Raw genomic sequence first — 13,378 nt, forward strand, 5'->3', positions numbered from 1 at the left:
GGCGCGCGCCGTCAGTGGTCGCCGCCGCGGAGCTGGTCGACGGCGTGGGTGAGGATCGGCCCCAGCACGGCGAGCCCGTCCTTCGCGCCGCCGGTCGACCCGGGCAGGTTGACCACCAGCATCCGGCCCGCCACCCCGGCGACCCCCCGCGAGAGCGCGGAGGTGGGGACCCGGTCCCGGCTGTGCGCCCGGATGGCCTCGGCGATGCCGGGGATCTCGTAGTCGAGCAGGGACCGGGTCACGTCCGGGGTCCGGTCGGTCGGGGTGATGCCGGTCCCGCCGCTGGTCAGCACGACGTCGACGCCGTCGGCCCGGGCCGCGCGCAGCGCCTCGCCGACCGGGTCGCCGTCCGGCACCACGACCGGCTCGTCGACCTGGCAACCCAGCTCGCGCAGGCCGGCGACGAGGAGCGGACCGCTGGTGTCGGCGTAGACGCCGGCGGCCGCCCGGTTGGAGGCGACCACCACCCGGGCCCGGATCACGGCCGGTCCTCCGGCCGCACCCACTCGCCGGTCTTGCCGCCTTCCTTGCGGAGCACCCGGACCGCGTCCACGCTGGCCGCCGGGTCGACGGCCTTGACCATGTCGACCAGGGCGAGGCCGGCGACGGCCACCGCGGTCAGCGCCTCCATCTCGACCCCGGTCCGGTCGGCGGTCCGCGCGGTGGCGGTGATCTCCACCGTGTCGCTGGTGAGCCGCAGGTCGACGGTGACGCCGTGCAGGGCGATGGGATGGCAGAGCGGGATCAGGTCGGGGGTGCGCTTGGCCCCCATGATCCCGGCCAGCCGCCCGACGGCGAGCGCGTCGCCCTTGGGCAGGCCGTCGCGGCGCAGCAGGTCGACGACCTCGGCGGTGGTGCGGAGCCGGCCGGCGGCGACGGCGAGCCGGCCGGAGACCGGCTTGGCGGAGACGTCGACCATCCGGGCCGCGCCGGCCTGGTCGACGTGGGTGAGCTGCGCGGATTCGGTCACGGCGCGAGCCTATCTTTCGGGTACGACCACCGCCCCGCTCGACTGCCGGGCGGGTCGGCTCCCGAAGCCGCCACGGCGGATTCGGTGCCGCCCCGGACAGACCCGCCGTCGATGGAGAATAATGAGCTTCCTCGTTTCTGGCCGAATTGACCGACGACCTGCCCGATCTGCGGATGGGACATCGTTTTCCCGCCGCGACACTGGAGGGAGCACGCCGGCCGGGGCAGCTCACGCAGCAGTGAGCCATCGGTCCGACGCGGAGCGGAAACCCCTCCTCTCGCTCCGCTCAGGATCGATGGACAGACCGTGACAAAACTCTCCAAGCTTGGCTAATGTTGCGCATAGCGACATTTATTGCTTCAGAACTTCCCTCATCGCTCCTACTCTGCTTGTCAGAGGGGAACATCCCTCCTCCGAAACGGTTCCCTAATGGCACCGGGGTCATGAAGGGGGAAACGCGATGCGTGGCACCGACTGGAACTGAAACCGGGCGTGGGAGAACGACTTCCCCGACGGTAGGCTGCGGATACGGCCGAGGCAGTGACCTGGGAGCGACATGACTCTTTCCCAGCGACGAAAGAATGAGACCGATCAGCGGCTGAGGCTGCTAGTCGGTCTCGTCGTCGTTGTCGCCGCCGCCATCATCTGCGGCGCCCTGCCGGTCGCGCTGTTCCACACCCCACCGGGATCCGCGAACGACGTGGCGACGCTCGTGATGCTGACCTTCATGATCGCCGTCGGCACGCTGGTCAAGGCACGGGTGCGGATCAGGTCGACCACGCAGTCGATCAGCTGGAACGAGACCGCCATCGTCGTCGGCGCGGCAATCCTCCCCACCGCGTGGGTCGTGCTCTGCACCGGCGTCGGTCTCGCCCTCGCCTCGCTTCGCCTCCCACCCATCAAGATGGCCTTCGGGGTGGGAAAGAACGTCATCGTCGCCTGGGGCGCCGGCACCGCCCTGGCCCTCCTGGACTGGACCTGGCCGCTCAGCCATCCGCTGGACATGTTGGCGCCGCTGGGCATCGCCTACCTCGCGGTCGCACTCCTCGACGACCTGCTGGCCATTCCCGTCATCGCGCTCGCCTCCGGGACCCGGATCGCCCGCCAGTTCCGCAGCAACCTCGACCTCCGGATCGCCGGCTTCGCCGTCCGGTTCGTGGTGGCCGTCTGCACCCTGGTCATCCTCCGCGCCGACCCCCGGCTGCTGCTCGCCGTGCCACCGCTGGTGCTCAGCCTCCACCTCGCGTACTCCACCCGGATCCGGACCCGCACCGAACAGCAGGCCTGGCAGCGGCTCGCCCGGACCACCGACGCGCTCAACGTGGTCGACCTGGACCAGGTGCTGACCACCGCCGTCACCCAGGCCGCCGAACTCTTCTCCGCCGACGAGGTCGAGATCGAGCTGCGTGACGGCGCCCGTACCGTGCGCGGCACCACCGCCGGCATCCGGCACAACGGCGACGGCGCCGAGCCGAGCGCGGTCGGCGGGACCGTCATCCCGGCGGCGCTGGAGGGGCACGACCGGGCCGTCGACCTCGGCGTGCTGCGGCTGCGCTTCGCCGGGCCGGTCGAGCTCTCCGAGCGGGAGCAGTACACGCTGCGGACCTTCGCCTCCGCCCTCTGCACCGCGGTGCGCAACGCCCAGGCGTACGCCGAGCTGGCCCGGATCGCCGAGGAGCACGCCCACGCCGCCGCGCACGACGCCCTGACCGGGCTGGCCAACCGGCGCCAACTGCTCGACGAGGGCACCCAGCAGCTCACCAATCGGCACGCCGACGGGGTGACCGCGCTGGTGCTGATCGACCTCAACCACTTCAAGGAGGTCAACGACACGCTCGGGCACGGCGCCGGGGACCGGGTGCTGATGCAGGTCGCCGACCGGCTGCGCGACGCGACCCGCCCCGGCGACCTGGTGGCCCGGCTCGGCGGGGACGAGTTCGCCGTGCTGCTGCGGGGGCTGCCCGCCCCGGCGGTCGCCGCGCACCGGGCGGACGCCCTGCTGGCCGCCCTGCACGAGCCGCTCCACCTGGACAGCATGCGGATCAGCGTGGAGGCCAGCGGCGGCATCGCCGTCGCGCCGGCCACCGGCGGCATCGCCGAGCTGCTGCGCCGCGCCGACGTGGCGATGTACCAGGCCAAGCGCGCCGGCCAGCGGATCTCCACGTACGCGCCGACCCGGGACACCGCCGACCTCGGCCGGCTCACCCTCGGCGGTGAGCTGCCCCGGGCGGTGGCCGACCACGAGTTCACCGTCAACTTCCAGCCGATCGTCGACCTGGCCAGCGGTGAGGTCACCGGCGCGGAGGCGCTGGCCCGCTGGCACCACCCGACGCACGGCATCATCGACCCGCTGCGCTTCCTGGAGGCGGTGGAACGCTCCGGCCTGCTGCCCGCGTTCGCGGAGGCGATCCTCGACCAGGCGCTGATCGCGGCCGGCAGTTGGCGCGCCGCCGGTTTCGACCTGCCGGTGTCGGTGAACGTCTCGCCGCGGAGCCTGCTCGACGCCCGCTTCCCCGGGGCCGTGCTGGCCCGGCTGCGGGCGCACGACCTGCCGCCCGACCGGCTGGTGCTGGAGCTGACCGAGACCCTCACGCTCAGCCAGCTCGACGTGGTCGACCGGGTGCTCAGCCGGCTGCGCGACTCCGGCGTCCGGCTCGCCCTCGACGACTTCGGCACCGGCTACTCCTCGCTCTCCCTGCTCTCCCGCATCCCGGTGCACGAGCTGAAGATCGATCGCAGCTTCGTGACCGCGATGGCGACCTCGGCCGAGGCCGCCGCGGTGATCCGTTCCACCCTGGACCTCGGCCGCAGCCTCGACCTGGCCGTGGTCGCCGAGGGCGTGGAGAGCGAGCCGCAGCGGCGGGCGCTGTGGGAGTTGGGCTGCAGCGCCGGGCAGGGCCACCTCTTCGCCCGGCCGCTGCCATCCGGCTCGCTGCTCGCCGCCCTCCAGCGCGGCGCGGGCGGACGCCCGGGCACCCTGGCGCCTCCGCTGCACGACGCGGGCGCGGTGATCCGCCTACCCGGCCGCCGCCAGGGCGGTCGCGGCCGGACGGCCGGCTCCCCGCCGACCACCGGCCAGACCGCCGACGAGCCTCGGCGGCGCTGACCGGCCAGCTCCGGGTCGACGTCCCCGAGCGCCGGGCGGCGCGGCGGCCACGGTCTGCGAGACTGGCCGGCGTGACCGCCACCCCCCGATGGACGTTCCGCAGCCGCCGGCGCTGGCGGGCCCTGGACTCCGCCGCCGGCGGCCTCGCCCTCGACCTCGGCCTGTACGGGGTGTCGGCGCTCTTCGCCGCGGTCACCGCCGCCACCTCCACCCTCCCGCCGCACCGCGCCTGGGGAGCGATCGCCGCCGTCGGCTACCTGGCCGCGGCGCTCACGGTGACCGGCCAGCTCCTGGTCCGGCGGCGCCGGCCGGAGGCCGCCGAGCTCCCCGCCCGCGCGGCGGTGACCGCCCTCGCCTGGGCCGCCGCGGCATTGCTGCCGTTGGCGGTGCTCAGCATGCAGCGGGCGGCGGGGCGGACCGACCGGGCGCAGGAGGAGGTGATGGTGGTCGAGCACGCCGGCGCCCGGCTCGTCGAACACGGCACCCCCTACCTCGGCCATGACGCGATCGCCGCGCTGTCCCCCGCCGAGCGGCTGCTCGGCTACACCCCCTACCAGCCGGGGATGGCGCTGTTCGGGCTGCCCCGGGCCGCCGTCGACGCCTGGTGGACCGACTCGCGGGTCTGGTTCGCGCTGGCCACCACGCTGGTGCTCGCCCTGGCCGTGGGCACCCTGCGCGCCGGGGCCGCGCCGACGCCGGGCCGCGCGGACGCCCTGCTGCGGGGCGTCCAGGCGGCCACCGTGCTGCCGGTCTGTGCGCTGACCCTGGCCACCGGCGGCGACGACCTGCCCGTACTCGCGCTCTGCCTGCTGGCCCTCGCGCTCGCCGCCGCCGACCGGCCCGGCCGGGCCGGCGTCGCGATCGGGGTGGCCGGCGCGCTGAAGCTCTTCGCCTGGCCGGTCGCGGTCGTCCTGATCTGCTGGGCGGCCACCCGCCGGGCCGGCGCCCGCACCGCCCTCGGCGCGGTCGGGCTGCCGCTGGCCGCGCTCGTGCCCGCCCTGCTCGTCGATCGGGACGCCATGGTGGAGAACGTGCTGCGCTTCCCGCTCGGGCACGGGCTGGTGACCAGTCCGGCGCAGTCCCCGTTCCCCGGCCACCTGATCGCCACGCTGCTGCCCGCCGGCCGGGTGCTGGCCGCCGCGCTGCTGGTGGCGGTCGGGGCGGCGATCGCCGTCCGGCTCGCCCGCCGCCCCCCGCGCACCGCCGCCGCCACCGCGCTGATCTGCGGGTACGGGCTGCTCGCCGCGATCCTGCTGATGCCCTCGACCCGCTTCGGCTACCTGCTCTACCCGCTGGCCCTGCTGGTCTGGGCCCCCGCGGTCACGCTCCCCGGAAGCCGCCCCGCCGAAGACCCGGCGACCGCTCACTGACCGGCTTTCCCGACAAGTGCGGGGCGGAGCCCGCCGACAGGGCGTAAACCTGAGGACATGACCACCTATCGAGACCGGACCGAGGCAGCCGAGGTGCTCGCCGACCGACTCAGCGAACTCGCCGGGCAGCCGGACGTCATCGTCCTCGGCCTGGTCCGCGGCGGTGTCCCGGTGGCCCGGGTGGTCGCGCAGCGGCTCGGCGCGCCGCTGGACGTGCTGGTGGTCCGCAAGCTCGGCATGCCCTGGGCGCCCGAGCTCGCCTACGGCGCGCTCGGCCCCGACGGGGTGGAGGTGCTCAACGAGCAGATCGCCGGCGGGCTGAGCGAGAGCGACCGGGCCGAGGTGCGGCGGCGGGAGCAGGCCGAACTGGACCGGCGGGAGGGCCGCTACCGTACCGGCCGACCCCCGCTGGACCTGCACGGGCGCACCGCGGTCATCATCGACGACGGCCTGGCCACCGGGGCCACCGCGCGCGCCGCCGTGCAGGTGGCCCGGCACCTGGGCGCCACCCGGGTGGTGGTCGGCGTCCCGGTCGGCTCCGAGCAGGCATACGAGATGCTCGCCGCCGAGGCCGACCAGGTGGTCTGCGTCCAGACCCCGCCGGACTTCGGCGCGGTCGGCGCCTACTACGACGACTTCCGTGAGGTCTCCGACGACGAGGTGGTGCAGATGCTGACCGCCACGGCGTGATTCCACCGGGTACCTTCGGTGTCATGCAGCTCACCTGCCCCAAGTGTCACGGAGACATGCGCCAGTACGAGCGCAGCGGCGTCATCATCGACCAGTGCGGCGAGTGCCGCGGCATCTTCCTCGACCGCGGCGAGCTCGAGAAGCTCTTCGAGGCCGAGGCGAACTGGAACCGGCAGCACCCCACCCCCGGGCAGGCGACCCAGCCGGCCGGCGGGTACCCGCCGCCGCCCCCGCCGCCCGCACCCGCCCCGCACCAGCCCGGGTACGGCGCCGCCCCGCCGCCCCCGCCACCGCCCGGCCACGGCTACGCGCAGCCCGCGTACGGCCACGGGCAGCAGTACGGCTACCACGGCCACTACAAGCGGAAGAAGCACGGCGGTTTCCTCGGCGAACTCTTCGACTGAGGCCCGCCACGGCCGGGTCGGCGCGCCGCCGGCCCGGCCGTTCCCGCCCGGGGCCGGCGTGCCGACCGGCCGCGGTCGTGGCACGCTGCACCACATGACGGCCATCCGGCAGCACGAGGCGCTGCGGCAGGCGTACGACGGGATCACCGCCGTGGTCACCGGGCTGGACGACGCGGGGCTCCAGACGCCGACCCGCTGCCGCGGTTGGCTGGTCGCGGACCTGCTCTTCCACGTCCTCTGCGACGCGCAGCGGGCGCTGGTCGCGCTGGCCAGTCCCGCCGACGGCCCGGCCGACGTGGACGACGTCAGCTACTGGCGCGCGGTCCCGACGGGCGGCGCGGGCGCCGGCGCGAAGCACGCCTGGTGGGCACGCCGGTCGGCGGCCGCCTTCGACCGACCCAGCGGGGTGGTCCGGATCTGGTCGGACACCGCCCCCGCCGCCGTCCGGGCCGCTGCCGCCGCCGACCCGGACGGGTTCGTCACCACCCAGGGGCACGTACTGCGGGTCGCCGACCTGCTCGCCACGCTGACCACCGAGGCGGTCATCCACCACCTCGACCTGGTGGTGGGGCTGCCCGACGCGCCACCCCCGGCCGAGCTGCCCACCCGGGTCGCGGTGGCCACCATGGACGGCCTGCTCAGCGACGACGCGGTCCGCCCGGCCGGCTGGGACGACCGGGACTACCTGCTCCGCGCGGCCGGGCGGGTGCCGCTGACCGACCGGGACCGGCTGGAGCTGGGTGAGGCCGCCGGCTGGTTCCCGCTGATCGGCTGATCCGCCCGCCGCTCACAGCTCGGCGGGCAGGCCGAAGCCGGGCAGCAGCCCGCCGTCGAAGCTGGCCACCTCGGAGACCACGTCGCCGGCCACGGTCAGCACGGTCAGCCCGATGCCCACCCGCCGGGGCGCCTCCGGCATCCGCACGTACGTGCCGACGGCCGGCTGCCGGTTCGCCCAGGTGAGCAGGGCCCGCACGTCGAGGGGCTCGAGTCCTCGGTACGCGTCGCGCTGATGCCGCCGTCCACCATGTCCCCCACCCTGTCACCGGTCCTGCCGGTCGGTGCGGGCCGGCGCTGTCATCCGGTGCGACGGCGGCGGGGCGGAAAACTCATCTCTGCCCGCGCCGCCCTCGGTGGGCAGGACTCAGACGATGGCCATGTCGACGAAGCGCGACAGGTGCAGCTGGGCGGCGACCGTCACGGTGTCGGTCGGCCCGTTCCGGTGCTTGGCGATGATGAAATCCGCCTCGCCCGCGCGCGGCGACTCCTTGTCGTAGTAGTCGTCACGATGCAGCAGGATGACCACGTCCGCATCTTGCTCAATTGACCCAGATTCGCGCAGATCAGACAATTGAGGGCGCTTGTCGGTCCGCTGCTCCGGGCCACGGTTCAGCTGACTCACCGCGATGACCGGGCACTCGACCTCCTTGGCCAGCAGCTTGAGGCCACGGGAGAGGTCGGCGACCTCCTGCTGCCGGCTCTCGGTGCGCTTCGGCGAGGTCATCAGCTGGAGGTAGTCGACCACGATCAACTTGAGGTCGTGCTTCTGCTTCAGCCGCCGCGCCTTGGCCCGGATCTCCATCAGGTTCATGCTCGGCGTGTCGTCGACGAAGAGCGGCGCCTCGCTGATCTCGCCCATGCAGCGGGCCAGCTTGGTCCAGTCGTCGTCGGAGAGCTGCCCGCTGCGCAGCACGTGCAGCGGCACCCGTGCCTCGGCCGAGAGGAGTCGCATGACGATCTCGACCTTGCTCATTTCCAGCGAGAAGATCGCGGCGGCCTGGTTGGCGCGGATAGCCGCATTTCGGGCAAAGTCCATACTTGCCGTTGACTTCCCCAAACCGGGCCTGCCTGCAACGATAATAAGTTGGCCCGGGTGCAGGCCGTTGAGGAGCCGGTCGAGGTCGGTGAAGCCGGTGGGCACCCCGGTCATCACCCCGCCCTGGGCGCCCACCGCCTCGATCTCGTCGAGGGTCGGCTGGAGCATGTCGGCGAGCACCGCGAAGTCCTCGTTGACCCGCCGCTCGGTGATGTCGTAGACGGCCTGCTGGGCCAGGTCGACGATGTCGTCCACGTCCCGGCTGCCACCCTGACCGGTGCCGTACCCGAGCTGGACGATCTTGGTGCCGGCCTCGACCAGCCGGCGGAGCACGGCGCGCTCGCCCACGATCCGCGCGTAGTACGCGGCGTTGGCGGCCGTGGGCACGCTGGCGATCAGCGTGTGCAGGTAGGGGGCGCCGCCGATCCGGGCCAGGTCGCCGGAGTCGGCGAGGGCGGCCGCGACGGTGATCGGGTCGGCCGGCTCGCCCCGGCCATAGATGTCGAGGATCGCGTCGAAGATGGTGGCGTGCACCGGGCGGTAGAAGTCGTTGGACTTCAGGATCTCGACGACGTCGGCGATCGCGTCCTTGGACAGCAGCATGCCGCCGAGGACGCACTGTTCGGCGGCGACGTCCTGGGGCGGGGTCTTCTCGAAATGGCCCTCGCGTGGCGCCGGCGCGGGCTGCTGCCCACCGGAACGCTCCGTCCGCATGTCGTCGGTGACCGACACGGGTCCCCCCTCACTGCGTTCGGATCCGGTCCAGGTCTACCGCCAGCGTCTGACAACTTCCGCCGACCCTCCGGTCGATCGGGGGCCACCGGCCGGACGGTCGGGGGCCAACGATACGGAACCCGAGGTCGGCCACTCAACAACGCCGGTGGACGAGGCTCGGGACAACCTGTGGACGTCGGTGCACAGGCATGTGGGCAGGGTGTGCACAGCATGTGGACAAGAGCTGGGGAATTCTGGCCATAACCGCTCTGATCTGCGGTGTTGCAATCCCCACCCTGTGGACGGAAGATTTCCGGTTGAGCCCTGGGGCCGATCGTCCCGTACTATCTCAGCGAACGGCTACACCTGGACAGCGGATTGCACTTTCGGTTGAGAAGGGTCACGCTCCGGCCGTGAGTTACCGGGACTGGGGAAGCGGGGAGGGCAGCCCGCGCGAGCGCCAGCCGATCGCCCCGTGGGATGATCCCGCCGAGCCGCTCCCGGTCGACCCGTACGCGTCCGGGAGCTACCGCACCCCCAGTCGCCGCCGCGCCATCGAGCGGGGCCAGCAGGAGCCGGTCGACGCCTACCTTCCCCGCTGGGCCCTCGAGTCGGGGGTCAGCCGCGCGGACGGCGGTGGCCGGCACGCCGCCACCGACGACGACGACCTCGACCGCCCGCGTTCGGACGACGGGTGGGGCACGTCCACCGACATCGGCTGGAGCCGGGGGCGCGAGCCGCGCAGCATCGGCGCCGGCCCGGCCGGCGAGCACACCGCCGAGTGGACCATCGACACACCGCAGGAGCAGGGGTATGTCGGCAGCCGGCGCGCCGAGGCCGCCGAGGATCAGCCGGTCTCCGGCGCCGCCCCGCGGAGCCGGCCGCGCCGGGCCCCGTCCCGTCGCCCCCAGGTGATCTGGTCGGGCATGGAGGACGCGACCTCGTCCGAGGGGGAGCAGGACCGGTGGGACACCGGGCGGCCGACCCGGCGCAGTCGGCGGGCGGCGGCTGATTCCTGGTCGCGGCCGGCGGCGGAGTCCTGGGAGCGGGGCAGGTCCGCCGAGCCGGATCCGGCCGAGCAGCCGGCGGTCGACCCGTGGGACGCCTCCGGGGTGCACGCCTGGGACCGCTCCGCGACCGGCGGGCGGTGGGACCGGGCGGACGGCACCGGCCGCTGGGACCGCTCCGACCACACCGGTGAGTGGGACAGGTACGGGGAGACGGGCCGCTGGGACCGGTACGCCGAGGCCGACGAATGGGACCGGACGGCGCCGCCGACCCCGCTGCGGGACCGGGGAGCCGACGGGTGGTCGTCGGCGGAGCAGGCCGAGGGTTTCTGGTCCGGGACCCGGTTGGCCGGCGACGATCCGCGCTGGGTGGCCGCGCCGCCGTCCGCGCCGCGCTCACCTGCGGTCGCGTACAGCGCGCCGCGCCCGCGTCCGGCGCTACGGCGTCGGGTGGAGCCGGTGGACGTCGACGGTGGTGCGGGCGGGGCGTCGATCCGGCGACGGATCGAGACCATCGGCGGTGGGTCGTGGGGCCGCCGGCTCGAGGACGACCTGCTGGACCCGGATCCGGGCGGGCCGATCCGCCCGCTGGTCTACACGGCCGCCTGTTACCTGGTCCCCGCGGTGCTGGTCTTCCTCTGGCTGCTGACGCTCGACGGGCAGGCGCCGCCGGGCTGCGTCACCGACATCACCGGCGGCGGGTGTGACTCACCCCGGGCACACGCCTTCGCCTCGCTGGTCGCGGGGGCGCCGCGGTTCGGCTTGGCGCTGGTGAGCAGCCTGGTCGTCGCGGTGCTGCTGCGCCGGGTCGGGACGACCTGGCGGTCGGCGACGGTGGCGCTGGCGGCGGCGGTCGTCGGTGGCGGTCTCTCCACGGTGGTGATCAGCGCGGTGACCGGCCAGCCGATCGGCTGAGCGCCCGTGGCGACCCGACCGGACGACGGCGTGCCGCCCCGGCGAGGCCCGAGGGGGCGCCGTGCCGACCCACCCACGCGGCGTCCGCATGCGGAAGGGCCCGCACCGGTTCCGGTGCGGGCCCTTCCGTGGTGCTGTCGGGTGTCAGCCCTGAACGACGTTGAGGTCGAACTTGGCGGCCACCTCGGGGTGCAGCTTGACGCGCACCGGGTAGGTGCCGGTCGACTTGATGTGACCGGGCAGCTCCAGCCGGCGACGGTCCAGGACCGGACCGCCGGCCGCCTTGACGGCGTCGACGATCTCGGCCGGGGTGACCGAGCCGAAGAGCCGCCCGCCCTCGCCGGCGCGGACCTTCAGGTTGACCTTGAGACCCTCGAGCTGGGCCTTGACCTCGTTGGCGTGGTCGAGGTCGCGGATCTCCCGGGCCGAGCGGGCCCGCTTGATGACCGTGACCTGCTTCTCCGCGCCCTTGGTCCAGGCGATCGCGAAGCCCTGCGGCAGCAGGTAGTTACGGCCGAAGCCGTTCTTCACCTCGACGATGTCGCCCGGGGCACCGAGGCCGGACACCTCCTGAGTCAGGATGATCTTCATATCGGTGCCTCCTCTCAGCGGGTCGTGGCCGTGTACGGCAGGAGCGCCATCTCGCGGGCGTTCTTGACCGCGCGGGCGATCTGCCGCTGCTGCTGCGAGGTCACGCCGGTCACCCGCCGAGCGCGGATCTTGCCGCGGTCGGAGATGAACTTGCGCAGCAGCGCGGTGTCCTTGTAGTCGATGTAGGTGATCCCGTCCTTGTCGAGCGGGTTCACCTTCTTCTTCGGCTTGCGAAGTGCCGCAGCCTTGGCCATTGCTCGTGCTCCTGGTTTGCGATCGCGGGCGCTCGGCGCCATTAGAACGGAGGCTCCTCATCGAAGTTGCCGCCCGAACCACCGCGCGAGGGAGCCGGGGCAGCCGAGGCCCAGGGGTCGTCGGAGTTGCCTCCGCCGCCCTGGCCACCGCCACCACCGGAGCCGAAGCCACCGCCGCCACCGCCGGAGCGCGACATCTTCTGCACCTTCGCCGTGGCGTAGCGCAGCGACGGGCCGATCTCGTCGACCTCGAGCTCGATGACGGTGCGCTTCTCACCCTCGCGGGTCTCGTACGACCGCTGACGCAGTCGACCCGAGACGATCACGCGGGCGCCCCGCTGCAGCGACTCGGCGACGTGTTCCGCCGCCTGCCGCCACACCGTGCAGGCCAGGAAGAGCGGCTCGCCGTCCTTCCATTCGTTGGTGGTCTTGTCCATGAACCGGGGCGTCGAAGCGACCCGGAACTTGGCGACCGCCGCACCCGACGGGGTGAACCGCAACTCGGGGTCATCGGTCAGGTTGCCGATGACCGTGATGGTGGTGTCTCCTGCCATGACCATCTCCTCGCGCACTCATCAGATCCCGCCGTACAGGCTCTCAGAGCCGTATGACAGAGCCGATGAGGCTGATCCGGGCGAACCGGGGTTGAATGCTTAGCGCATCTCCGGCCGGATGACCTTGGTGCGCAGCACGGACTCGTTGAGTCGCAGCTGACGGTCGAGCTCGGCCACGGCCGCAGGCGTGGCCTGCAGGTCGATGACGGCGTAGATGCCCTCGGCCTTCTTGCTGATCTCGTACGCGAGGCGCCGGCGGCCCCACACGTCGGTCTTCTCCACCGAGCCACCCGCGGTCCGGATCACGTTCAGGTACGTGTCGAGCGACGGGGCGACGGTGCGCTCCTCGAGGCTGGGGTCGAGGATCACCATGATCTCGTAATGACGCAAGACGTGCTCACCTCCTGTGGGCTATGCGGCCACGGTCCTTCCGTGGCAGGAGGTCTGCGTCGTGGCCGCTCCGGTACCGGGGGGACCCGGCCGGACACGGACAACCGGACCAGGATACCTGGTCCGGACGATCATGTCCGGGCCGGTCGGCGGGACCGGCCGGGCGCGGTGACAGGGGTCCACCACCGGCGTTTAGCACCGGGGGTGGACCCCTGTCCACGGGGCCGCGGGGCGTCCCGTCCGCATTCCTTGGGTGGGACCTGGGGAGGAACGACCACACCGATGAGGTTGGATCGAGGACGCCCCGCGGAGCTTTATCGTGTTGTCAGCTGATCCGACCATACAACGGCTCTCGTCACCTCTTGGGGTAAATGGAGGAATTGCCCCGACCGTTCTGTCAACCGGTCGCCGGGTGGCGCGAGCCGGATCCGCCCCGTCGTGCCGGGCCGCACGGCGGGGCGCCCCCTTTCCGGGGGTCTCACCCGCCCAGGCCGCGTGTGCAACCGCGCCCAGGCGAAGCGTCGACCATCGATCCACCCCGCACAACGACCGCCGGGCCGCCGGGTGACGCGTTCCGCCGCGATCCGCCACCCCCCGCTC

Annotated in this window: 14 protein-coding genes; 6 read left to right on the forward strand and 8 right to left on the reverse strand. The window is 73.2% G+C overall.

Annotated elements, in window-relative coordinates; all coding sequences use genetic code 11:
- Positions 1-11 precede the first annotated feature (11 nt).
- Both ACTWO6_RS32975 and moaC read right to left on the reverse strand, forming a co-directional pair.
- Positions 12-482 (reverse strand): MogA/MoaB family molybdenum cofactor biosynthesis protein, encoded by a 471-nt coding sequence (locus tag ACTWO6_RS32975; protein ID WP_446217543.1) that lies wholly within the window; start codon positions 480-482, stop codon positions 12-14.
- Positions 479-970 (reverse strand): cyclic pyranopterin monophosphate synthase MoaC, encoded by a 492-nt coding sequence (moaC, locus tag ACTWO6_RS32980; protein WP_446217544.1) that lies wholly within the window; start codon positions 968-970, stop codon positions 479-481. The genes ACTWO6_RS32975 and moaC overlap by 4 nt, the downstream gene beginning before the upstream one ends.
- Before the next feature lie 556 nt (positions 971-1,526).
- Here moaC and ACTWO6_RS32985 point away from each other — a divergent pair.
- From ACTWO6_RS32985 to ACTWO6_RS33005, 5 genes are all read left to right on the forward strand, one after another.
- Entirely contained in the window at positions 1,527-4,076 is a 2,550-nt protein-coding gene (locus ACTWO6_RS32985; protein WP_446217545.1) for a putative bifunctional diguanylate cyclase/phosphodiesterase, read from the forward strand.
- A 71-nt stretch (positions 4,077-4,147) separates the two neighbouring features.
- Positions 4,148-5,446 carry a glycosyltransferase family 87 protein gene (locus ACTWO6_RS32990; protein WP_446217546.1) on the forward strand — a complete coding sequence of 433 codons (1,299 nt, stop codon included), beginning with the start codon at positions 4,148-4,150 and terminating at the stop codon, positions 5,444-5,446.
- 57 nt (positions 5,447-5,503) lie between these two features.
- Positions 5,504-6,136: a phosphoribosyltransferase gene (locus tag ACTWO6_RS32995; RefSeq protein ID WP_446217547.1), complete on the forward strand. Its 633-nt coding sequence runs from the start codon at positions 5,504-5,506 to the stop codon at positions 6,134-6,136.
- A gap of 23 nt (positions 6,137-6,159) precedes the next feature.
- The gene (locus ACTWO6_RS33000; protein ID WP_446217548.1) at positions 6,160-6,540 is read left to right on the forward strand and encodes a TFIIB-type zinc ribbon-containing protein; all 381 of its coding nucleotides are present in this window, start codon (positions 6,160-6,162) and stop codon (positions 6,538-6,540) included.
- A gap of 94 nt (positions 6,541-6,634) precedes the next feature.
- The gene (locus tag ACTWO6_RS33005; protein ID WP_446217549.1) at positions 6,635-7,315 is read left to right on the forward strand and encodes a maleylpyruvate isomerase N-terminal domain-containing protein; all 681 of its coding nucleotides are present in this window, start codon (positions 6,635-6,637) and stop codon (positions 7,313-7,315) included.
- A 12-nt stretch (positions 7,316-7,327) separates the two neighbouring features.
- Here ACTWO6_RS33005 and ACTWO6_RS33010 read toward each other — a convergent pair whose 3' ends face one another.
- Both ACTWO6_RS33010 and dnaB read right to left on the reverse strand, forming a co-directional pair.
- Positions 7,328-7,513 (reverse strand): hypothetical protein, encoded by a 186-nt coding sequence (locus ACTWO6_RS33010; protein WP_446217550.1) that lies wholly within the window; start codon positions 7,511-7,513, stop codon positions 7,328-7,330.
- 168 nt (positions 7,514-7,681) lie between these two features.
- Entirely contained in the window at positions 7,682-9,067 is a 1,386-nt protein-coding gene (gene dnaB, locus ACTWO6_RS33015; protein WP_446220854.1) for a replicative DNA helicase, read from the reverse strand.
- 413 nt (positions 9,068-9,480) lie between these two features.
- Here dnaB and ACTWO6_RS33020 point away from each other — a divergent pair, with 413 nt between their 5' ends.
- Positions 9,481-10,989 carry a hypothetical protein gene (locus tag ACTWO6_RS33020; RefSeq protein WP_446217551.1) on the forward strand — a complete coding sequence of 503 codons (1,509 nt, stop codon included), beginning with the start codon at positions 9,481-9,483 and terminating at the stop codon, positions 10,987-10,989.
- A gap of 144 nt (positions 10,990-11,133) precedes the next feature.
- On the opposite strand, the gene rplI is transcribed toward ACTWO6_RS33020, so the two are convergent.
- The 4 genes from rplI to rpsF form a co-directional block, all read right to left on the reverse strand.
- A complete protein-coding gene (rplI, locus tag ACTWO6_RS33025) occupies positions 11,134-11,580 on the reverse strand; it encodes a 50S ribosomal protein L9 (RefSeq protein WP_446217552.1) in 447 nt (148 codons plus the stop codon).
- A gap of 14 nt (positions 11,581-11,594) precedes the next feature.
- On the reverse strand, positions 11,595-11,834 hold the full coding sequence (gene rpsR / locus ACTWO6_RS33030; protein ID WP_013289355.1) for a 30S ribosomal protein S18: 240 nt from the start codon (positions 11,832-11,834) through the stop codon (positions 11,595-11,597).
- Positions 11,835-11,875: 41 nt separating this feature from the next.
- Positions 11,876-12,406: a single-stranded DNA-binding protein gene (locus ACTWO6_RS33035; RefSeq protein WP_207232227.1), complete on the reverse strand. Its 531-nt coding sequence runs from the start codon at positions 12,404-12,406 to the stop codon at positions 11,876-11,878.
- 81 nt (positions 12,407-12,487) lie between these two features.
- Positions 12,488-12,778, reverse strand: a complete 291-nt coding sequence (rpsF, locus tag ACTWO6_RS33040; protein WP_089011932.1) for a 30S ribosomal protein S6 — start codon at positions 12,776-12,778, stop codon at positions 12,488-12,490.
- Positions 12,779-13,378 lie beyond the last annotated feature (600 nt).

It is taken from the genome of Micromonospora sp. IBHARD004 (assembly GCF_052814115.1).

What these genes read in the sequence shown, in the direction of transcription:
- rpsR (WP_013289355.1), bottom strand. Translation starts at nt 11,834, where the DNA reads ATGGCCAAGGCTGCGGCACTTCGCAAGCCGAAGAAGAAGGTGAACCCG.
- ACTWO6_RS33000 (WP_446217548.1), top strand. Translation starts at nt 6,160, where the DNA reads ATGCAGCTCACCTGCCCCAAGTGTCACGGAGACATGCGCCAGTACGAG.
- ACTWO6_RS33005 (WP_446217549.1), top strand. Translation starts at nt 6,635, where the DNA reads ATGACGGCCATCCGGCAGCACGAGGCGCTGCGGCAGGCGTACGACGGG.
- ACTWO6_RS32985 (WP_446217545.1), top strand. Translation starts at nt 1,527, where the DNA reads ATGACTCTTTCCCAGCGACGAAAGAATGAGACCGATCAGCGGCTGAGG.
- dnaB (WP_446220854.1), bottom strand. Translation starts at nt 9,067, where the DNA reads ATGCGGACGGAGCGTTCCGGTGGGCAGCAGCCCGCGCCGGCGCCACGC.
- ACTWO6_RS32995 (WP_446217547.1), top strand. Translation starts at nt 5,504, where the DNA reads ATGACCACCTATCGAGACCGGACCGAGGCAGCCGAGGTGCTCGCCGAC.
- rplI (WP_446217552.1), bottom strand. Translation starts at nt 11,580, where the DNA reads ATGAAGATCATCCTGACTCAGGAGGTGTCCGGCCTCGGTGCCCCGGGC.